This window comes from Henriciella marina, assembly GCF_027213945.1.
Lineage (GTDB): Bacteria > Pseudomonadota > Alphaproteobacteria > Caulobacterales > Hyphomonadaceae > Henriciella > Henriciella marina_A.
Genome location: NZ_JAPWGW010000002.1, coordinates 124417 through 145220, shown reverse-complemented (window position 1 = coordinate 145220; position 20804 = coordinate 124417). Strand labels below are relative to the sequence as shown.

21 protein-coding genes and 2 tRNA genes are annotated in these 20804 nt (G+C 60.9%); 17 read left to right on the top strand and 6 right to left on the bottom strand.

Features of this window, described 5'->3' with window-relative positions; genetic code table 11:
• Positions 1 to 92: 92 nt before the first annotated feature.
• Genes O4G74_RS07135 through O4G74_RS07075 form a run of 13 tightly spaced genes read left to right on the top strand, consistent with a single transcriptional unit; the run spans position 93 to position 11598 of the window.
• Complete coding sequence (locus tag O4G74_RS07135; protein ID WP_269401948.1) at positions 93 to 965, top strand: type II secretion system protein N; 873 nt, start codon at positions 93 to 95, stop codon at positions 963 to 965.
• A 1-nt stretch (position 966) separates the two neighbouring features.
• On the top strand, positions 967 to 2898 hold the full coding sequence (gene gspD, locus O4G74_RS07130; RefSeq protein WP_269401947.1) for a type II secretion system secretin GspD: 1932 nt from the start codon (positions 967 to 969) through the stop codon (positions 2896 to 2898).
• 32 nt (positions 2899 to 2930) lie between these two features.
• On the top strand, positions 2931 to 4424 hold the full coding sequence (gspE, locus tag O4G74_RS07125; protein ID WP_269401946.1) for a type II secretion system ATPase GspE: 1494 nt from the start codon (positions 2931 to 2933) through the stop codon (positions 4422 to 4424).
• Positions 4425 to 4426: 2 nt separating this feature from the next.
• Complete coding sequence (gspF, locus tag O4G74_RS07120) at positions 4427 to 5641, top strand: type II secretion system inner membrane protein GspF (protein ID WP_269401945.1); 1215 nt, start codon at positions 4427 to 4429, stop codon at positions 5639 to 5641.
• Between the two features lie 20 nt (positions 5642 to 5661).
• The gene (gene gspG, locus O4G74_RS07115) at positions 5662 to 6126 is read left to right on the top strand and encodes a type II secretion system major pseudopilin GspG (protein ID WP_269401944.1); all 465 of its coding nucleotides are present in this window, start codon (positions 5662 to 5664) and stop codon (positions 6124 to 6126) included.
• A gap of 3 nt (positions 6127 to 6129) precedes the next feature.
• A complete protein-coding gene (locus tag O4G74_RS07110) occupies positions 6130 to 6618 on the top strand; it encodes a GspH/FimT family pseudopilin (RefSeq protein ID WP_269401943.1) in 489 nt (162 codons plus the stop codon).
• A complete protein-coding gene (gspI, locus tag O4G74_RS07105) occupies positions 6587 to 7033 on the top strand; it encodes a type II secretion system minor pseudopilin GspI (protein ID WP_331283521.1) in 447 nt (148 codons plus the stop codon). The genes O4G74_RS07110 and gspI overlap by 32 nt, the downstream gene beginning before the upstream one ends.
• Complete coding sequence (gene gspJ / locus O4G74_RS07100; protein WP_269401941.1) at positions 7030 to 7662, top strand: type II secretion system minor pseudopilin GspJ; 633 nt, start codon at positions 7030 to 7032, stop codon at positions 7660 to 7662. The genes gspI and gspJ overlap by 4 nt, the downstream gene beginning before the upstream one ends.
• Positions 7659 to 8657: a type II secretion system minor pseudopilin GspK gene (gspK, locus tag O4G74_RS07095; RefSeq protein WP_269401940.1), complete on the top strand. Its 999-nt coding sequence runs from the start codon at positions 7659 to 7661 to the stop codon at positions 8655 to 8657. Before gspJ ends, gspK begins: the two co-directional genes overlap by 4 nt.
• Before the next feature lie 3 nt (positions 8658 to 8660).
• The gene (gene gspL, locus O4G74_RS07090; RefSeq protein ID WP_269401939.1) at positions 8661 to 9824 is read left to right on the top strand and encodes a type II secretion system protein GspL; all 1164 of its coding nucleotides are present in this window, start codon (positions 8661 to 8663) and stop codon (positions 9822 to 9824) included.
• Positions 9821 to 10312 (top strand): type II secretion system protein GspM, encoded by a 492-nt coding sequence (gene gspM, locus O4G74_RS07085; RefSeq protein WP_269401938.1) that lies wholly within the window; start codon positions 9821 to 9823, stop codon positions 10310 to 10312. The genes gspL and gspM overlap by 4 nt, the downstream gene beginning before the upstream one ends.
• A 6-nt stretch (positions 10313 to 10318) precedes the next feature.
• Complete coding sequence (gene gspN / locus O4G74_RS07080) at positions 10319 to 11071, top strand: type II secretion system protein N (RefSeq protein WP_269401937.1); 753 nt, start codon at positions 10319 to 10321, stop codon at positions 11069 to 11071.
• Positions 11068 to 11598, top strand: a complete 531-nt coding sequence (locus O4G74_RS07075; protein ID WP_269401936.1) for a hypothetical protein — start codon at positions 11068 to 11070, stop codon at positions 11596 to 11598. Before gspN ends, O4G74_RS07075 begins: the two co-directional genes overlap by 4 nt.
• 41 nt (positions 11599 to 11639) lie before the next feature.
• Here the strand turns inward: O4G74_RS07075 and O4G74_RS07070 are convergent.
• From O4G74_RS07070 to O4G74_RS07050, 5 genes are all read right to left on the bottom strand, one after another.
• A tRNA-Asn gene (locus tag O4G74_RS07070) sits at positions 11640 to 11715 on the bottom strand.
• Positions 11716 to 11967: 252 nt separating this feature from the next.
• Positions 11968 to 12762 (bottom strand): enoyl-CoA hydratase/isomerase family protein, encoded by a 795-nt coding sequence (locus O4G74_RS07065; RefSeq protein WP_269401935.1) that lies wholly within the window; start codon positions 12760 to 12762, stop codon positions 11968 to 11970.
• An 18-nt stretch (positions 12763 to 12780) separates the two neighbouring features.
• The gene (locus tag O4G74_RS07060; RefSeq protein WP_269401934.1) at positions 12781 to 13554 is read right to left on the bottom strand and encodes an SDR family NAD(P)-dependent oxidoreductase; all 774 of its coding nucleotides are present in this window, start codon (positions 13552 to 13554) and stop codon (positions 12781 to 12783) included.
• Positions 13551 to 14810 (bottom strand): acyl-CoA dehydrogenase family protein, encoded by a 1260-nt coding sequence (locus O4G74_RS07055; protein WP_269401933.1) that lies wholly within the window; start codon positions 14808 to 14810, stop codon positions 13551 to 13553. The genes O4G74_RS07060 and O4G74_RS07055 overlap by 4 nt, the downstream gene beginning before the upstream one ends.
• Before the next feature lie 18 nt (positions 14811 to 14828).
• On the bottom strand, positions 14829 to 15950 hold the full coding sequence (locus O4G74_RS07050) for an acyl-CoA dehydrogenase family protein (protein ID WP_269401932.1): 1122 nt from the start codon (positions 15948 to 15950) through the stop codon (positions 14829 to 14831).
• Positions 15951 to 16176: 226 nt separating this feature from the next.
• On the opposite strand from O4G74_RS07050, the gene O4G74_RS07045 reads away from it, so the two are divergent.
• Entirely contained in the window at positions 16177 to 17208 is a 1032-nt protein-coding gene (locus tag O4G74_RS07045) for a phosphotransferase family protein (protein ID WP_269401931.1), read from the top strand.
• A 14-nt stretch (positions 17209 to 17222) separates the two neighbouring features.
• Here the strand turns inward: O4G74_RS07045 and O4G74_RS07040 are convergent.
• Positions 17223 to 17296, bottom strand: a tRNA-Cys gene (locus O4G74_RS07040).
• A gap of 150 nt (positions 17297 to 17446) precedes the next feature.
• Between O4G74_RS07040 and O4G74_RS07035 the strand changes: the two genes are divergently transcribed.
• The 3 genes from O4G74_RS07035 (at position 17447) to O4G74_RS07025 (ending at position 20739) form a co-directional block, all read left to right on the top strand.
• Complete coding sequence (locus tag O4G74_RS07035; protein ID WP_269401930.1) at positions 17447 to 18100, top strand: protein-L-isoaspartate O-methyltransferase family protein; 654 nt, start codon at positions 17447 to 17449, stop codon at positions 18098 to 18100.
• A gap of 127 nt (positions 18101 to 18227) precedes the next feature.
• The gene (locus tag O4G74_RS07030) at positions 18228 to 19523 is read left to right on the top strand and encodes a TolC family outer membrane protein (RefSeq protein WP_269401929.1); all 1296 of its coding nucleotides are present in this window, start codon (positions 18228 to 18230) and stop codon (positions 19521 to 19523) included.
• A gap of 118 nt (positions 19524 to 19641) precedes the next feature.
• Positions 19642 to 20739 carry a DUF2497 domain-containing protein gene (locus O4G74_RS07025; protein WP_269401928.1) on the top strand — a complete coding sequence of 366 codons (1098 nt, stop codon included), beginning with the start codon at positions 19642 to 19644 and terminating at the stop codon, positions 20737 to 20739.
• Positions 20740 to 20804: the final 65 nt, after the last annotated feature.

The following is a 20804-nucleotide window of genomic DNA, read 5'->3' as shown; positions in this document are numbered from 1 at the left end:
CGGCGCACCTGCGCAGGCTTTCAACACGTAACAGTTGAGATATACCGGAACGGGGGCAGGTTGATCCTGCCCCCGGACCATTGAGGGATGGTATGAATTTACAGGGACGAATATCGCTGCCAGACAATGCCGGGCGCCTGCTTGATGGCGTGCGTACAGTCTTGCAATTCGTTCTTGTCGTCGCGATCGCCGTGCTCCTTGCACGCATAGGATGGTTGCTTGTTGCGCCATCAGACGCGGTCTCGTCTTTGATGATGCGTCCGCTACCGTCGCCGATACAGCAGGTCACGCGATCCAATGTCCGCGGTGATCTCTCCCTGCTTATGACGACTAACCCGTTTGTTTCCTCAGGCAGGGTGCCAAGTGCTGTCCCGGACGCCCCCGAAACGACGCTGAATCTCAAACTGGCAGCGATCTTCATGTCGACCGACCCGGCCGCGGATTCAGCGACGATCGTGACGCCTGACAATCGAACACAACGTTTCCAGCCGGGTGATGAGATCATTCCGGGCACAGAGCTTGTCAGGGTCTTGAGCGACCGGGTGATTATCTCACGAAACGGCACCGATGAGACGTTGATGCGCGGCGGCCGCGAAGCTGGTCTGTCCGTCATCGGCAATGCTGGTGAAATGGCCGAGCCAGCATCAACAGCAGAAGTCCAGGCCACGCCGCTATTTGAACCGGGCGTTAGCGCGAGAACGCTGCTTGCCAGCCTCAATCCAGCTGCTGATATGTCGAACGGCGTGGTCGAGGCGTTCGTGCTTCAACCGCGCAGCAACCCGGCGCTCATGCAGCAAGCCGGTCTCCAGGCAGGCGACCGCCTGATCCGTATCAACCAGAAACCTGTCCGCGACCTCGACACCGCAGCGCTCGCCGCGGAATTGAGTTCGGCGCAGACTGTCAGCGTGACAGTCATGCGGGGCGGGGAGACACAAAATCTCGACATTCGGTTCGAGGAGGGATGACATGATGAAGAAACTCCTCGCGGCTATTGCCGTGCTCGGCCTCGGCGCGCAGTGCCTGCCCGCTGAAGCCCAGGGCGGGCGCCACGTGCTCAGCCTCGACGATGTCGAGATCACGGCCCTGATCGACGATGTTGCGACGATTACCGGCTATACATTCATCCTGCACCCGGATGTCGGCCGCACACGCGTCACCGTGCTTTCGCAAACGCCGATGTCGACGAACGAAGTGTTCGAAGTCTTCCTCTCGACCCTTCGTGTGAACGGTTTTGCAGCCATTCCTGCAGGCCGGGGCGTCTACCGCGTTGTGCCGGAGGCGCTTGCTGTCGGCGAGGCTGGCGGACCGGCAAGCGAGCCAAACGCATTTGTGACCCAGGTTTTTGCGCTCGACAGTTTCGGGGCCGTTGAAGCTGCGCAGATGCTGAAGCCGATCATAGATGCGCAGGGTCAGGTTGTGGCAAATGCGCGGTCCAATTCGGTGGTTGTTGTCGATTACGCCTCCAACATGCCGCGTATCCGCGAAGTCATTCAGTCGCTCGATAGCGCTGACCGTTCAGAGCTTCGCACAATATCGCTGAAGAGCGTTCCCGCGCGTGAGATGGAGACGATCCTTGTCAATCTCCTGGGGACGCAGGACGGCAATGTGCGCGAAAACTTCGAGGTAACTGCTTCGCAGACCAGCAACTCCGTCATCATTCGCGGGGACGCGCCGACGGTCGCGCGGGCGGTTCAGGTCGCCACTGAACTCGATGCAGCAGAGCCGACCCGCGACAATATCCGCGTGATCTCTCTCAACAATGCAACGGCGGAAGAGATCGCCCCAGTTCTTGAATCGCTTGCGGCGACGATGGCGGATCAGCGTGGGCCGGCTGAGAATGCCGCGCCGCCGGCAACCATCGCCGCGCATGTGGAGTCGAACTCGCTCGTCATCAGCGCGACGCCTGACACGCTGCTTGCAATGGAACGCGTTGTTGATGCGCTGGACCAGCGCCGGGCGCAGGTGCTTGTCGAAGCGATCATCGTCGAGATGTCGGACGACACCGCGCGCGAACTTGGCGTGCAGTTCCTCCTCTCTGGCACAGGCGACAGCTCCACACCTTTCGCATCGACGAATTTCTCCCGTTCTGCGCCAAACTTGCTGGCGCTTGCTGGCGCGATCATCGACCCCGATATTGGCGGCGGTGATGGCGGCAACCAGTTCACCAATGCGGCCATCAATTCGCTGCTCGGCGTGAATGGCAGCGTCCTCGGTATTGGCGGTCAGGATGGCGACACACTGTTCGGTGCGATCATCAATGCGGTCGAACAGGATACCAATTCCCGTGTTCTTTCGAAGCCCTTCAACATGACGCTCGACAATGGGACGTCGTCGCTTCTGGTCGGTCAGGATGTGCCGCTGACCTCCGGTGAGGTTCTCGGGAACGACAATTCTAACCCGTTCCGCACGGTAGAGCGTGAGCAGGTCGGTGTTAAACTCGAAGTGACCCCGCGTATCTCTTCCGACAGCACGATCCGCCTCGATATCTATCAGGAGGTTTCCAGCGTTGATGACTTTATCGGCGGGGGCTTCTCGCCCGACATCATCCTGAATACGCGCGAATTCCGCACCAGTCTTCTAGCTGATGATGGCGAAATCATCGTGCTCGGCGGTCTGATCGAACAAACCGATTCGACGGTTAATTCCAAGGTGCCGTTTCTGGGCGACATTCCGGTTGCCGGTAATCTGTTCAAGTCCGAAGGCCGGTCCAACACACGCACCAATCTGATGATCTTCATCAAGCCGACCATTGTGCGCAGCCGGGGCGACGCCCAGAACGTGACCGCCCGAAATTACAACTATATCCGCGCGCAAGAGCTCCTGCGTGCGCAAGAAGGCGAGATTACCCTCGATACCTTCCTTGACGAAGTGCTCGGCCCACCGGCGACGAGCGAATAGACCGCAGGCTGTAGCCAGCAGATTGAGTAGAGATGAGCGATACTGCGACCGAAACCCGAAGCCTGACCTATGCCTTTGCAAAGGACAAAGGCCTCGTGGTTATGGGCGAAGAGGATGGCGAGATCAGCCTTGGCGTGCGCGCGGGCGCTGACCCTATGGCGATCATCGAGGCGCGCCGTGCGCTCGGTCGTCCGCTGCGTTTCACCTCTCTCGATGCGGGGCGTTTCGAGCGCGAGCTCTCGGAGGCCTATGCTCGCAGCGCAATCGAAACTGAGGAAGCCGACGCCATGGACAATCATGGCGACCTCCATTCCCTTATCGATGATATTCCGCAGACGGCGGACCTGCTCGACGGCGATGATGACGCGCCCGTCGTGCGGCTCATCAACGGTCTCATTTACGAGGCCGTCAAACGCCGTGCATCCGACGTCCATATTGAACCTCATGAGGACAATCTCTCGGTGCGCTACCGCATCGATGGCGTCCTGCAGGAAGTACTCACCCCGTCACGCAAACTGGCCGCACCGCTGACGAGCCGTGTGAAAGTCATGGCCCGTCTCGATATTGCAGAGAAACGCATCCCGCAGGATGGCCGTATCTCGCTGTCCATTGGTGGGCGGTCCATCGACGTGCGCGTCTCCACGCTGCCATCGCGCTATGGTGAGCGGGTCACGATGCGGCTTCTGGATACGCGCAACGCACTGCTGGGCCTTGATGAGCTTGGCATGGATCCCGACACGCTTGCTCGTTTTCGGACTGTCCTCGCTCAGCCGAACGGCATCACGCTTGTCACCGGGCCGACCGGGTCCGGCAAGACAAGCACGCTCTATTCGGCCTTGTCGGTACTCAACAACGGCCAGCGCAACGTCATGACGCTGGAAGACCCGATCGAGTATGGTCTGGACGGCATCAGCCAGACACAGATGCACCACAAGGTGGGCCTGACCTTCGCGGCGACGCTGCGGGCAATCCTTCGTCATGACCCGGACGTTGTCATGGTGGGGGAGGTTCGCGACCTTGAGACCGCCAAGGTCGCGTTCGAATTCTCGTCCACGGGCCGCCCGGTCCTCTCGACCGTCCACACCAACTCGTCGGTCGGCGCGATCCAGCGCCTGCGAGACATGGGCATTGAGCCTTACGTCCTGGCGGCCACAATGCGGGCCGTCCTGGCCCAGCGGCTCGTGCGCAAGCTGTGCGATACCTGCAAGACACCGCATGAGGCGACACCAGAAGAAAAAGCCATGTTCGCCATCCCGGAGGACGAGGCGCACACTTTCTACCGCCCGAGCGGCTGCATGGCCTGCGCCCAGACAGGCTATCAGGGACGCCTCGGTGTTTACGAACTGCTGCTGGTCGATCAGGAGATGCGCCGCCTCATCCGCGAGGACGTGTCCGAGGACGATTTGGAAGCGCGTGCATTTGCCGATCACGATACGTTGTTCCGGAACGCCGCGCGCTATGTCACGACCGGTCAGACCAGCGTCGAAGAAGTCCTGCGGGTCTGCCGCAAGGATGAGGACGCCTGATCATGGCAGTCTTCGACTATCAGGCGATCGGCACGGACGGAAAGAAGACGCGCGGCGTCATCACGGCCGACTCGGCCCGCGCGGCCCGCAAGGAACTGCGCCTTCGCCAGCTTTCGCCGCTCTCCATCGCTGAAAGCCGGAAGGTCCGCGAAGGCACCTCTGCGACCGGTCATGACCAGAAACTGGCTGGCAGTGACCTTGTTGTGGCGACGCGCCAGTTGGCGCTACTTGTGAAGGCTGGGACGCCGGTTGAGGAAGCGATCGGCTCCGTCGCTGCCGAGGCCGAGAAGCCCGCCACCCGCAAGGTGTTTGTCGGTGTGAGATCCTCGATCACCGACGGTCACTCCGTTTCCGAAGCGCTCAACACAGCACCGAAGGCTTTCCCGAATTTCTACCGGGCTGTCGTTTCCGCCGGACAGTCTTCAGGCCGTCTCGATGAAGTGCTTGAGCGCCTTGCCGTTCACCTCGAAAAGTCGCGCAAGATGCGCAACAAGATCCTGTCGGCGTTGATTTATCCGATTGTTCTTGGTGTCATCGCGCTGATCGTCGTGACCTTGCTCATGGTCTTCGTTGTGCCTGCCATTGTCGAGCAGTTCGACACGCTGGGGCAGGACCTTCCGTGGCTGACCGAGGCTGTGATCGCAGTTTCGAACTTCCTGCGCCGGTGGGGGATCGTCGTTCTGCTTCTATTGGTTGCTGGTATATGGGGTCTGCGTCGTCTCTTTCGCCAGCCAAACGTGGCCGAAGCGCGCGACAGGTTCATTCTATCCTTGCCTATCGTCGGGCGGCTCTCGCGCGGTGTGTCGGCAGCCGCCTTCGCCCGTACTTTTGCGACGCTTTCGGCATCTGGATCTCCTGTGCCGGACTGTCTAAGTGCGGCGCGCGGTGCGATGTCGAACGCCGTGTTCCGGAAGGCGACCCTTTCGGTAAGACGCCGCGTAGAGGAGGGCACAGGCCTTGCCCGCGCCATGCGCGCTGAGCGGGTCTTCCCGCCCATCCTCCTGCACATGGTCGCCAGCGGTGAACGCGGCGGCGATCTTGCCGGCATGATGGAACGGGCTGCTGATTACCTAGAAGACGAGTTCGACAATGCCTCGACCGTCGCACTTGGCCTGCTGGAACCGATCATGATCGTGATCCTCGCCGGCATCGTCGCGCTGATCGTCCTGTCCATCATGCTGCCCATCCTTCAGATCAACCAGCTGGCCATCGGCTAGCGCCAACGGAGACAAAACTCATGTTCGCGAGAAAACACCGTCAGGCACCCCTCAAGCCAAAGTCGAAAGAGGCCGGCTTCACGCTGACCGAAATCATGGTCGTCGTCTTCATCATCGGCCTTCTGTCATCTGTAGTGCTGTTCAACGTCCTCGGCGCACGCACTGATGCGCAGGTGAAAACTGCGCGCACAAACGTCACTGCGCTTACCAATGCGCTCGAGCAATACAGCCTCGACATGTATGATTACCCGACGCAGCAGCAGGGTTTGGACGCTCTCGTGAACGAGCCGGACGGCGCAAGCACGGCGGGCACTTACCGCTCAGGAGGCTACATAAATTCCGTCCCGCTCGACCCCTGGGGCCGCCCCTTTGTCTATGAGCGTCCAGGTGAAAAGTCTGGCCGCGCCTATGATCTTTATTCGCTTGGCGCAGACGGTCAGGAAGGCGGCGAGGACGAGGACGCAGATATTGGAAACTGGAGCTAGCGCTTGCTGGCGCCGCACAATCACCTGGCCCGGCGCGACGCCGGGATGACGCTGGTTGAGGTGATGATGGTTGTCTTCATCATCGGCCTTGCGACAACGGTTGCCGTGATCACGCTCCCCCCGCGTGAGACGGCTGAGGCGCGTATGCTTCGGCAGGTGGAAACTGCCCTCGGACTGGCCCAGGACCGCGCCGTGCTGACCGGAGAGGTCATCGGGCTGCAGCAGACCGAAGCAGGTTTCGAACTGCTCAGCTGGACCGGTGAAGAGTGGCTTCCTCTTCAGGGCGGTCTGCTTCGCCTGCCAGCGGATGTGGAAGTCGAAATCCTGCCTCCCGAAGACCAACGCCGTAAAGGCCGGGACGCCCCGGCACGCATCGTCTTCAACCCGCTAGGGCGTGCAGAACCGATTACCCTGTCGGTCAGCTGGCGGGGCTGGTCGGAGCGTATTGCGCTCAATACCGATGGAGAGGTCGCCGATAATGCAGGCCTCTAGCCTTCAACCGAAACAACAACGGGGCTTCAGTCTTGTAGAGACCGTGGCCGCTCTTGGCATCCTGTCCCTCGCGGCGATCCCTTTGATGCAGCTTGCCACAAACGCCGTGCAGAACACGGGCCGTCTGGAAGCGCGTCTGCTCGCCCGCACCACCGCGGAGAACGCCCTGACACGGGCGATATCCAGCCGTGAGCCGATAGAGCTTGGCCTCTTTGAAGGTAGTGAGACTCAGATGGGACGGCCTTTTGAATGGGACCTTACCGTCTATCCAACCGATCGGCCGACCCTGTTCCGCTATGAGGTCAATGTCAGGGAAGAAGGGCGCGACCAGATCCTCGCCCGGCTCATGACGCTAAAATCGGTTCCTGCAACGACCTCAGCAAGCGAATCTCCGGATGGAGAGGAGGGCGAATGAGGCGCGATTCACATTCTCCTCAGTCAGGCTTCACGCTGGTCGAAACGCTGGTGGCGCTGCTGATCCTGTCAATCATGGCGGTGGCGGGCGGCAGCATGCTTCTTGGCGCGACAAGTGCGGGCAAGCAGGTCCGCGACCGCGAAGCCTATATCCGCTCACTCGACATGGCGCAGGCGTACATTCGCGGTGATATTGAAGCGGCGACACCCCGCGCAGCCGAGAGCGCAAGCGGTCGGGGAGGGCCCATGGGTCTCACGGGCGGCGACACCTCCCAGACGGACGCGCTGATCAGCTTTGTTCGCAATGGCTGGATCAATCCTGAACAGGCCGAGGCGCGCTCTGGCCTTCAATACATCCGTTATGAATTGACCCCAGACGGCGACCTTGTCCGCATCGCTGCGCTACGCCCAGATCCGATTGAGGCGACGCCCACCGTCCGTCGGGTCCTGCTGACTGGCATCGAAAGCGTGAACCTCCTTTTCTGGCGCGGCAATGAGATGTCGCTTTATTGGGAGAGCGGGGCGGGTGGTACGAGCGCTGGCCTTCCAGACCGGGTCGACATGGAAATCCGTTTCGACGACCAGCGCTCACTTCTCATTTCCAGCCTCGCAGGCGGGGTGAGCAAATGAAGCAGCCTCGGAAGAAATCTGAACAGGGTGTCGCCCTTGTAACGGTGCTGATGATCGTCGCGGCCATGTCGGCTGTCGCCGTAACACTCAGCGCCGCCGTCATGTCCGCAACCACAAGGGCGCGGACAGTCGATGCAGCAAGCCAGGCTGACTGGCTGGCGCTCGCCTCAGAGGAAGTGGGTCGTGCGCTTATCGAAGAGATGTTCACTGCAGGCGAAGGGCGCCTGTCGGTGGACATGCCGGGCTTTGCAGAACCAGTCCGCTTTCCGATAGAGGGTGGCGAGATCACGATGCGCGCGAGCGATGGCGCTAATTGCTTCAACGTGAACCGCCTCAGTATAACGCCCGCCCGGTCAGACGAAAACGCCGTTGGCGTATCGGGACCGAATGCAGCGGAGGACTTTGAAAGCCTGCTCAAGCTCGCCGAAATTGGCGATCAGAATCTGACGGGTCTTGTCTATAGTGCGGCGGACTGGATTGACGTGGACCAGTCGCCCGGGCTGAATGGGGCAGAGAACGCTTATTACGCCTCGTCTGGCCTCCAGTATCGCACGCCCGGCCTGCCGATGATTGATGCCTCAGAGCTGCGCGCTGTCCGCTACTACACACCGGACGTCATGGACGCGCTTGAGCCGCTGGTCTGCGCCCTGCCTGAATCCGAGGAGCAAACGCTCAACATCAACACGCTGACAGTTGCACAGGCGCCGCTTCTTTCGCTTGCCTTTTCTGGTGCCCTCAGTGTCGAGGCTGCGGGTGACCTCATCTTTCAGCGGCCGGTCGGTGGGTGGCCAGATGTCGAGACGTTTCTCACGGAGCCTGCAATCCGCCAGATTTCACCCGACCTGCGCCGAAGCGAATTACTGTCTGTGCAGACTGAATACGTCCGGGTGCAAGCCGCGATCGATTTTGCGAACACACGCCGCACAGTTGAGATCATGTATCGACGCAATGGCGCGCAGCGCATCGAAACGGTATGGCGGGAGCGTAAAGGATAGACCGTGGCCAATCTCTACATCCTTCTTCCAGCCTCTGAGGCCGATGCGCCGCTTTTCGGGTGGCATACGAACGGTATATGGCGCTTTTCAGATGCACACCCTGAAGACGCCAATGACCTTTTCCCCGTGGCCATAGTCCCGGGCACGGCGGTCACACGTCATGCAGTCCAGATTGCGGCCACACGTCCCGCCGAAGTGCGTCAGGCCGCGCTCTTCGCAGTCGAGGACGATGTGGCAGAGCCTGTTGACCGGCTCCATATTGCGCTTGGCCGTCCCAGCGCGGAAGGTAACCGCGAGGTGCTAGTTACATCTGCCGCTGACATGGCTGGCTGGATGGCATGGCTGTCGGCGCATCAACTGGGCAACTGCGATCTCGTGTGTGCCCACAGCCTCATGCCGGACGAGGCCGATGCCTTTGAAGGGGTGGCGGAGATACTTCTTCGCCGCGACGGCCGGAGTTTTGCCGTCGATACGGCGATAGCAGATGATGTCCTTCGCCTGATCCATCCGGCACCGGACAGGGTGTACGGCGCATCGCTCGGGCGGCGGCTCGGCATCCCGCCAGCGGGAGAAGGTGCGCTTTCGGGCGAGGATTACATCAAGGCGCTGGCCAGCGTGTATGAAAATGCCGAGCCAGCCTCCATCATTTCGCTTCGCCAGGGCGCCTATGCCCGGCGCCGGGGTATGGGACTGGAAGGCATTGGCCGCTGGCGCTTTGCTGGCCTCCTCGCCGCCGCAGCGGCAATTCTCTGGCTTGCCAGCGTCGGCCTTGAAACGGCCGCGTACCGGGATCAGGCAGAGGCCCTGCGCACGCAGACTGTGAACCTGATCTCTACAGCGGTGCCTTCGGCCAACGGAAATATAGACCCTGCGCTGACCCAGCTTCGCCAGACGCAGCGCATCGGCACGTCGGCCGTGCGCCCGACCATCGCATCGGCTGCGCTTTATCAGGCACTGGCCGCTGCAGACGGCGCTGAGATCCGCACGTTGCGCTATGATGCGGCGACCGGCCAGCTCACTGCGCTTGTGCTGATCGGTAATTATGCAGAGGCCGATGCCATTGCCGCGCAGCTTGAGGCGGCAGGGCTTGGCGTCACGCTCGGACAGGCCCGTCAGACGGGGGACCAGGTTCTGGCGGAGCTGACGATTGAAGGGGCAAGCTCATGAGGAACTGGTGGACCGGCCTCACGCTTCGCGAACAGGTGCTGATCGGCGCGGCAGGCGCTCTGCTTGCAATCCTGATTCTCTGGTACGGAATTGTGTCGCCGCTCGTCACAGCGCGCGCAGACGCGCGCCTCGAACGAGAGCGGGCGGCATTTGACCTGGCTCAGATAGAACGTCTGCTCGCTATCCAGCGGGCCCAGATGCCTCTTTCTGCCGGCGTCACGTCTGCCGGGCGCGCACCTTATACCGGCGACGCTTTCAAGACCGAAGTCACGCGCGCCGCCCAGGGCGCTGGCCTCGCGATCTCGCGCCTTCAGGGCGGCGAGGCAGGACGTTTCTCGCTTGTCTTCGAACAAGCGGATGCGCGCCAGCTATATTACTGGATGAACGAGGTGGAAAACCGTCTTGGCGGACGGATAGATCGAATGAGTATCGACCAGTCTTCCAATGATCGGGTGCGCGCGACAATCGACGTCGTGGCAGGAGGCTGAACAGACATGCGGATATTCCTGATCATTGCAGCACTTGTCGCGCTCATCTGCGCGGGCGTGTCACAAATTCCTCTCGGCTTTGCGCTTCGCCAGCTCCCCTTGAATGCGATGGGCGTGAACTGGACCCAGTCTGAGGGAACCATCTGGAATGGCCGGATCATGGGTGTCTATCTCAACGGCCAGCCGGTCGGCGATATCGATGTCGCGCTCAGGCCGATGTCACTCATCATCCTTCAGCCGAAGGTCGACTTCCAGTGGGGCGGGGCAGGCGGGCGCGGCGCCGGTACGGTCGGCATGAGTGGTGACATGATCAGCGCCTCCAATCTGCGTATCGAGCAGCGCATTTCAGCGATGGAGAGCCTGTCTCCGGAAGTACGCGCGGTCGGCGGTGTGTTTCGTCTCTCTCAGGGCGCACTGCGTATCGAAGGCAACCAATGTACCTCGGCAACCGGGCGACTGAGCTCCGACACACTTTCCATCGCGGCTGAGCAGTTCGGCCGTGAGTTCTCCGACCTGTCAGGCACGCTGGACTGCGTCGACGGTGCATTCAGCATCGACATGAACGGGTCTGGGCCGACTGGCGACACCGTGGCCGTCGCTGCTGAAGCAACGCTTTACGGGCGATCTGAAATCAGGATCGTCGCCAACACAAATGATGAGGAGATCGAATCGCTGCTCGCCAGTGCAGGCTTCAATCGCCGCGACGGCGTCTGGACCTTCATTCGCGAAACGGGCGCATCGGGGCAGGGGACACAATGAAACGAATCGTATCCTCCATCGCAGGTCTGGCCGCGCTTGCCGCTTGCGAGAGCCTCGGCGCGCCGCAGACCAGCGCCGCTGTAGAAGAACAGCCTCGCGTGGAACGCTCCGCCGCTGACGCAGCACTCGCCGCCCAGGGGCTCGCCCCTGCTGTCAGTGTCATTCCCCAGTCAGGTCTTCAGGCGCAGACGCTTGCACGTGATGAGTGTGGTCTCTTCCTCTGGAGCAAGACGCAGCCTGATCGGCTCATCTTCTTCCAGCGCGCCGCCAGCGGTCAGGCACGCATGATCATCGCCGATGAAACCGTCGATGCTGTCCAGACAGCGAATCGCGGTGGCATTTTTGGGCAGTTCATGACCGAGCAGGTCTTCCTCACGCCGTCGGGCCAGCAGGTGCTCGTCACATTTGAACCTGGCGAAGAGCTGCAGGGTGGCCAACGCATCGATGATGGGCGCCTGACCATTACCGCCGAAGAAGGCTGGCGCACAGTCATACCGGTGCTTGGCGTCAGCGCCTGCAAGCCCTGAGGGGCGTTGTATCAACATCAACTTCATTGTCAGGGGGGAAGTGGCTCCGCGAGTAGGACTCGAACCTACGACCGGGCGATTAACAGTCGCCTGCTCTACCAACTGAGCTATCGCGGATCACTTGCGAGACGGCTCCAATACCAGAGCAAACGCGCGTGTCAAACACCCTGCTGCAGCGTCTGACAAAAAAAGGGCGGGAGACTGAAAATCTCCCGCCGAGGCGTTGGGTGATGGTGGGTGTCTCCAAAGAAGACGAGTGTAGATATGAGTCGGAATGGTTAATGCGTCGTAAAAGGATTAACGAAAATCCCGCTGGGATTCACAATAGGCCAGTGACCATCGAAAAACCCCGTCTGCAGTGGGTTTTTGCTAGGCGTCCTTGTAGACAGGCTTCCGCTTCTCGATGAAGGCCTGCATGCCTTCCTTAACGTCTTCCGTGCCTGCGCAGAGGACCTGATTGCGGTTCTCGATCGCCATGGCGGCCTCAAGGCTGGCAGCATCGACCGCCATGTTGAGCCCTTCCTTGGTGAGGCGGAGGCCCATGGGGGAGGTGGCCAGCATCTCTTCGATGAAAACCTCGCCAGCCGAATCGAGCTCGGCATCCGGCACGATCTGGTTCACGAGGCCGACAGCAAGCGCGCGGTCTGCATGGATGAACCGGCCCGTCATCATCAGTTCTGACGCAATCGACACGCCGACAAGGCGCGGCAGGAAATAGCTGACACCCATATCGCAAGCCGACAGGCCAAGCTTGATGAAAGCGGCGTTCATTTTCATGCTTTCACCGCCAATGCGAATGTCGGAGGCGAGCGCGAACGCAAACCCGCCGCCGCAGGCTGCGCCCTGAACCAGCGAGATAATTGGCTGCGGACAACGACGCATCTTGATGTAGACGTCCGCGAGGTAGCCCTGAAAGCCGAACCCGCCGCCGAAGGGCGTTTCATTCTCGCCGCGCGCCTTGATGTCGAGACCGGCGCAGAATGCGCGCCCGGCCCCCTTCATCACGACAATGCGGCAATCGCGATTGTGAAACAGGCCACCAAAATATTCAGAGAGCTCACCTACCATCTCGGTGTTGATGGCGTTCAGCATGTCCGGTCGGTTGAGCGTCAGATAGTGCACGCCCCCGCGAACCTCGACGCTGATCGTCTTGTAATCGTACATGGACTTTCTCCCTTGCGGCTAGCGTGAGCCCTGGCCGTCATCGACGCGGATACAGGTGCCTGTGACAGCATCTGAGGACGGGCCGACCAGGAACAGCAGCGCAGCGTCCAGCTGGGCCGGATTGCCGATCCGCTTTCGCGGGAAGTGCTGGGCAATGTCGCCCATCCGCTCCAGCATGCCGTCCATCATCTCGGACTCGAAAGCGCCCGGGGCGATAGCGTTGACGTTGATATGGTTGCGGCTCCACTCCACCGACAGCGTTTCGGTAATCCGCACGACAGCAGATTTCGACACTGAATAGAGCGCCGCGCCGTTACCAGCATAATGGTAGGCCGCGGCTGAAGCGATGTTGACGATCCGCCCCGGCTTGTCCGCAGCCATGAGGCGGCGAGCCACTTCACAGCTGAGAACGAAGGGGGCGCGGACATTGATGTCCAGCACGCGGTCGATCAGCTCGATATCCATCTTGTGGGCACGCTGGGCGTCCGGGATGCCGGCATTGTTGACAAGGATGGTGACCGTGCCGAGCGCCTCTTCAGCCTTGGCGACAGCGGCAACCATCTGGTCGGCATCGGTTGCGTCCATCTGGACGGGCAGGGCGGTGCCGCCTGCGTCCTCGATCTCCTTTGCCAGCGCTTCCAGCCGATCCAGCCGCCGGGCCGCGATCGCGACCTTGGCGCCCTGACTTGCGAGAACCTTGGCAAAGCGAAGACCGAGGCCGGAGGAGGCGCCGGTGACCAGCGCAACCTGTCCGGAAAGGTCGGTCGAATTGTTTGGCAAGGGATAGCTCATGCTTTTGCCTTTCCGGTTGTCGGGATTTCCTTGAACGGAACGTCCTTGTCGACGCGGATATCGCCCGGCAGGCCAAGCACGCGTTCGCCAATGATGTTGCGAAGGATCTCGTCAGAGCCGCCTTCGATCCGGGTAGCCGGGGAGCGCATCAGCATGGCCTGGAAGCGGCCATTCTGCGGGCTGTCCTCATTCCAGACGACGCCAGCTTCGCCTTGAAGGTCGAGCGCATACATGGCGAGTTCCTGCATGGTGGCACCCGCCACCAGCTTGCCGATGGAGTTCTCCGGTCCCGGCGTCTCACCTTTGGAGAGCGCCGAGATCGCCCGCATGCCGGTATACTTCAGGCCGGACTGCTTAACCGCGAACTGGGCGAGCTTGGAGCGTACGCCTGAATCGGCTGTCGCTGCTTCGCCGTCGATGTCCATGTCCATGCAGAACTTGAACAGCTCCGGAAAGCCGGTCGACATGCCAGAGCCGATGGACAGGCGCTCATTCATCAGCGTGGTGAGCGAGACCTTCCAGCCCTGACCGACATCGCCCAGGCGCTGATCGTCAGGAATTCGGACATCGTCGAAATAGACCTCGTTGAAGCCCGAGGCGCCGTTCGCCTGTTTGATCGGCACGACCTTCACGCCCGGGCTGTCCATGCGCAGGAAGAACATGGTGAGGCCCTTGTGCTTTGGCACGTCCGGGTCGGTACGGGTGATGAGAAGACCCCAGTCGGAGTTCTGCGCGCCGCTGGTCCAGATCTTCTGGCCATTGATGATCCAGTCACCTGAGCCATCATCGGCTTTCACCGCCTTGGTGCGAAGGCCTGCAAGGTCAGAGCCGCTGGCAGGCTCAGAAAAGAGCTGGCACCAGACTTCCTCGCCGCTTGCGAGCGGAGGTAGCAGGCGTTCTTTCCACTCTTCATTGGCCCACTCCATCACGGTCGGGCCGCACATGCCGTGGCCAATCGTGAACAGGCCTGAGAGCACGGCGTAAGGGCCTTCTTCCTGGCTCCAGATCACGCGCTCCATGGCAGAGCGTGCGCCGCCGCCATATTCCTTTGGCCAGTGCAGGCAGGCCCATCCGGCCTCGGCCTTCTTCTTTTGCCATGCCTTGGACGCCTTGATGGGGTCTTCGCTCTCGAGGCCGTTAGAGCCGAAGCTTGCGCGCTTCAGTTCGGCTTCGAGGTGCTTTGGAGCATTCGCGCCGAGCCAGCTGCGGACCTCTTTGCGAAATTCAGCTTCTTGCGGTGTATCGTTGAAATCCATTGTCTTTTTCCTTCCCTTCTAGGCGGCCGCTTCGACGTTTCCGGCGCTCATCCGTTCGATAAGCAGGCTCTCCCAGGTGGAGAGCGAGCCGATGGTCAGGGCCAGTGCATTGGAGCGGCGGTAATAGAGGTGACAGTCGAACGCCCAGGTGAAGCCCATGCCGCCATGGACCTGGATGTTGTTCTTGGCGCAGTGCTGGAACGCATTCGTTGCCGAAACGCGAGCGGTTGCCGCCGCAATCGGTAGCTCAGCCGCACTGGAGGACAGCGCCCATGCGCCATAGTAGCAATTTGATCGCGCCAGCGTGACCGACACATACATGTCTGCCAGGATGTGCTTCACCGCCTGGAATGAGCCGATTTGGCGGCCGAACGCCATACGTTCCAGCGCATAGTCACGTCCCATCTCCAGCGCGCGGTCTGCGCCGCCTAGCTGTTCAAAGCCGATCAGGATCGCGGCCCGGTCCATAATCTGCGTCGCGATATGCCAGCCATCACCAGCGCTGCCGATACGGGTCGCAGGCGTACCTTCGAAAGTGAGTTTTACCTGTCCGCGGGTCGGGTCAATCGAATCGAGTGTTTTACGGCTGACACCGCTGCCGGACAGGTCGACGAGGCACAGCGACAGGTCGCTGCCTTCCTTGGCCAGAAGGATCGCGAAGTCCGCGATCCCGCCATCAGTGATCGGCGCCTTGGTGCCGGACACTGTCTTGCCATCGAAGGTCAGGGCGACTTTCGAGGGTTGCATCCGGCCGCTACCTTCATTGATGGCCCAGCAGCCAATCGCCTCGCCGGCAGAGATCTTTGGCAGCCATGCTTGCTTCTGCTCTTCGCTGCCGGCCTGCATCAGGCATTCAGCGCCAAGATAGACTGTCGATGCGACAGGCACCGGTGCGAGGACGCGGCCAAGCTCTTCTGCAACGACGCAAAGCTCCAGATGGCCTAGGCCGACGCCGCCATATTCCTCCGGGATCGCCGCACCGAGTACTCCAAGGTCGGCCAGCCCCTGATACAGCTTGGCGTCATACTGGTCAGCGCCTTCCAGGATCGCGCGAACCGCTGCCGGTGGGCAATTCTCCTTCAGGAAGCGGCGAACCTGGTCGCGCAACTGTTTCTGTTCATCTGAAAAATCGAGATTCATCGGTGTTTTCCGTCCCTTTCTGGCCGCGGCTTTGGCGCACGCTGATTTGCTTATGGACAGAAATGAGAGCCATGCGGACGGGTCAGTCAATCATGCCGCCACGTTACGGGGCCGGGACAGAGAGAGGACGGCTGCCGGTCTCACAGCTACCGTACCATGGGGAAGGCTTGTCATTCGTATTTCTGACCGTCAGCGCTAAGAGGTAAACGGCTGAAGGAGAGGCAATATGGACACAGGCGTAGACCTTGAACGGCTGAGATCATGGATGGATGAGCAGTCACTTGGAACTGGCCCCATAGAGAATGCCACACGTCTCACCGGTGGCACACAGAATATCCTGCTGAAGTTCGACAGGGCAGGGCGCACCTATGTCCTTCGCCGTCCGCCGCTGTCACTGCGTGGTAACTCCAATGAGACGATGCGGCGTGAGGCGCGCGTCCTCGCAGCAATTGCTGATTCTGGTGTTCCACATCCCGGGCTCATTGCGGCCTGCGGTGATGAGAATGTGCTCGGCGCTGCGTTCTACCTAATGGAGCCGGTCGACGGTTACGCTCCATCACAAGGCCTGCCAGAGCCTTTTGTCAGCTCCTCGGACCTTCGCCACCAGATGGGGCTCTCACTTGTCGATGGAATCGCTGCGCTCGGCGCGATCGATTATGAAGCGGTCGGCCTTACTGGCCTCGGTAAACCGTATAATTATCTTGAGCGTCAGGTCAGTCGCTGGAAGTCTCAACTTGAGAGCTATGCTGAGATCCCCGAATGGGATGGTCGCAAGGATATAGAAGGCGTCAACCGCGTCGGCGACTGGCTGGAGGCGAACCGGCCCAGCACATTCCGGCCCGGCATCATCCACGGCGACTACCACCTCAACAATGTCATGTACCGCTATGACCGTCCTGAACTCGCCGCCATCGTCGACTGGGAACTGACCACGATTGGCGACCCACTGCTCGATCTTGGCTGGCTTATGGCGACCTGGCCGGATGAGGCGGACCTCGCAGAAGGTGGAACCGTAACTGTGCAGCCTTGGGACGGCTTTCCAACGGCAGACGAACTCATCGCCCATTACGCTGCGCAATCAGACCGAGATCTGTCCCATATCCATTGGTACGGTGTGCTGGCCTGCTACAAGCTCGGCATCATCCTCGAAGGCACGTATGCACGGGCATGTGCCGGAAAGGCGCCGAAGGAAATTGGCGACACGCTGCACTCCAGCACAATCCGGCTGCTGCAGCGGGCGCTGCGCTGGATCAATTGAAGCGGGAAATTCCCTGGAGGCCCCGGCCGGAATCGAACCGGCGTACACGGATTTGCAATCCGCTGCGTCACCACTCCGCCACAGGGCCGTGCCGAGAGAAGGAGCGTCGAATAGCAGCGCTCCGGGTTGCTTGCAATGTGCGATTGCGGCGTTTCGCACATCGGCCCGCCGTTGCACCTTTGTGTGGGCTAAGATAAGGCGACTGCAAGCAGCACTTATTGCCTGAAAGGTTGCGCCAATGGACTTTGCGAAGATGCGCCGGATCATGGTGGATTCACAGATCCGCCCGAATGATGTGACGGACCCCGAGGTCGTCTCTGCCTTTCTGCGGACGCCGCGCGAAGCTTTCGTACCCAAGAGTGAGCAGGCAATTGCCTATGCTGAGTATGAGATCGAGACGAGTGAAGGCCGTTCGCTCTGGACCCCTCGTGACATCGGCAAGATGATCCGTTCGCTCGATCCGCAGCCGAATGACATTGCGCTCGTGATTGGCGCAGGCGCAGGCTATGAAACGGCCATTCTCTCCCATCTTTGCGAGACCGTGATCGCGCTCGAAGAGGACGAAACACTTGTCGATGAGCTGACATCGCGGCTCGCCAGCCTTGATTATGACCGCGCCGTCGCGGTTCAGGGCAATCTTCGTGATGGTCTTGCCGACCAGGCACCATTCGACATCATCCTCGTCTGCGGTTTGATCGAGCAGGCCCCGGAAGCCTGGTTCAACCAGCTCGCGGAAGGTGGCCGTCTCGGCGCGCCGGTCCTGGCTGGCCGTGACCTTGGCCGCGCGCGCATCTGGACGAAGGCAGGTGAAACCGTCTCTTTCCGCGAGGTCTTTGACTGCTGCCCGCCGCGCCTTCCGGGTTTCGAAAAGCCGAAAAGCTTCGTTTTCTAGCGCCCCGAAAACACGGATCCGACCAGTGCTCGGCTTCCCTTGGGCGAACGTCGCTCAGGAAGTGAACACTGTTCACTTTTTCTGAAAAGACGTATAGGGTCATCCCTGCCGAGGGAGGGCACGACCGATGCGTCGCATAAGAAAAACGGCGTCACTACTGGTATCCGGACTGGTGATCGCTGCATTGCCGGCCGGCGCAGAAACGCTTCAGGATGCCTTGTCAGCGGCCTGGCTGAACAATCCGGCGCTGGAGGCCGAACGCGACTCCACCGAAATCGCGAGTGAGCGGATCGAGCAGGCCCGCGCACAGCGGAAGCCGCGTGTCACAGTCTTCGGTAGTTATGTCTACGAATCGATCGATTCGAACCGCCCGTTTGCGTTCAATCTCGGCGACCGCCCCGTCGCCTCGGCGCAGCTTGAGGCGCGTCTTCCAGTCTATACTGGCGGTCGTCTGAACGCCGGGATCGCGCAGGCCGAGACAGGAGCGCTAGCTGCCCTTGCGCAACTTGAGTCGACCGGGCAGTCCATCCTTCTCGATACGCTGATCGCCTATGTGGATATCATCCGTGCGCGAGAGGTCATTGCCATCCGGCAGAACAGTATCCGGCTTCTGGAAGGCCAGTTCACCGCGGCTTCTGACCGGTTTGAGGTCGGTGACACGACCCGGACCGATGTATCGCTCGCCCGCGCCCGGCTGGAGGGCGGCCGTGCGGCACTGGCGTCTGCGCAGGCGGACCTTGAGGGCACGCTTGCCCAATATGCGCTGCTCACCGGACTTGAGGCTTCGGAGACGCTGGCGCCCGTGCCACCACTGCCAGAGCTGCCGGAGACATTCGAAGCCGCGCTCGCCCGCGCGCTCAACGCCAATCCCGATATCGAAGCCGCGCGCCTCGGCGAACAGGCAGCGAGGCAGGGCATCGAAGTCGCGCGCGGCGCGCTGAAGCCCGAAGTTTCTGTCATCGCGCAGGCCGGCGTTCAGGAATACCACACGGACGGGTTCACCGATTCGAGCATCGTCGCCGGCGCGCAGGCCAGCGTGCCATTGTTTACTGGCGGGCTGAACACCTCGCTTGTCCGCGAGGCCCAGATCGCACGGCGTCAGGCGAACAGTCAGATCGCGCTGAGTGAACGCATCGTTCGCACGCAGGTCGCCCGCGCCTGGTACAGTTTTCAGGCGGCCGACCGCGCGGTCGATGCGTCCGCACGTCAGGTCGAAGCGGCAGAACTGGCCTATGAAGGCGCGCAGGAAGAACTCAGCGTCGGCGTGCGCACCACGCTCGATGTGCTCGATCAGGAGCAACAACTTCTGGAGGCACGCCTCTCGCGTGTAACAGCCGAACGCGACCGCTATGTCGCCGCGCATGCGCTTCTCGCCGCGATGGGGGATTTGACACCCACCCGTCTTGGCCTTCAGCATGGTTAAGAACTGATACGAAAGTTCGCTTGACCGGTGTATTCGCCTTCGAATCCGTCATAACATCATGTTAACTGGCGCAGTATAGCCGGATCAGGGCATAAATTCTTTTCTGCGGGAGCTGAAAATGGCTGACAAAGCGCAATCCGAGCCGACGATGGAGGAAATTCTTGCGTCCATCCGCAAGATTATTGCCGACGATGGTCCTACTTCGTCGACAGGTAGCGAGGACGCACCGCAGGCATCCCGCTCGGTCGATGTAAACCTTTCAGAAGACGATGATTTTGGCGACCTTTCGCTGGACGACGTCGTGGCCGAAACCGAGTCGGATGAGGTCAACAATCCTGAGGACGACTTTTTCGCCCAGCAGGAGAAAGCGCACGGCGATGCTGACTTCGACCTGATGGAAAGTCAGGACGCGTCGGGCAGCCTTCTTTCAGACGCTGATGACGACATGTTCGAAGACCTGTCGGCCGAAGTCGGCACGTCGAGCGAGGCCGATTTTGCGCCGGATGCGCCGCAGCCTTTCGAAGCTGAAGACGACGATCTGGAAGATTTTGGTCTCGAGACCTTTGACGAAAAGCCATCTGTCGATGCGCCCGCCTTTGAGGAAGCCGCCAGGTCGCCTGGTGCCACCTGGTCGCCTCAGGAACTGGCGGCGCCGCAGACCGAAGCGGATAGCTCTACATATGCCCGTGAAGATAGCGGTCATGAGCTTTCGAGCGATGATGACGGCGGCTGGTCGACGGAAGAGAGCTTTGACGACAACTCGTTTGAGGCTGCCGCGCCACTTGAAGGCGTTGCGCCACAGCCGGAACCAGCCGACCAGGGCTACACGCCAGAGCCGGAAGCTGCCGAATTCACCGCCAGCTATGACGCCGCACCGCCTGTCGAGGTGGAGCCCGAGACAGAACCCGCCATTGCTGATTTCAGCCCGCCACAACCAGAGCCGGAGCCTCAGATGACCGAACAGCCAACTTCGTCAGACTCAACGGGTGGCGACGCGCTTACCGATGAGCGTATTGCTGGTGCGGCTGCGACCGCGCTTGGCAAGCTCATGGTCAAGCGCTCTGCAGAGGAAGAAGCCAACCCGAACACGCTCGACGGCCTGATGCGTGAGCTTCTGCGCCCGATGATCAAGGAATGGCTCGACGCCAACCTGCCAACGATTGTTGAGCGCAAGGTCGAGGAAGAAGTACAGCGCATCGCCCGCATGGCGCGCTAGACCCTCGTTCACACCCTGATATAGAGACGAGGCGCGCCCCAACCGGCGCGCCTTTTCTTTTGTGT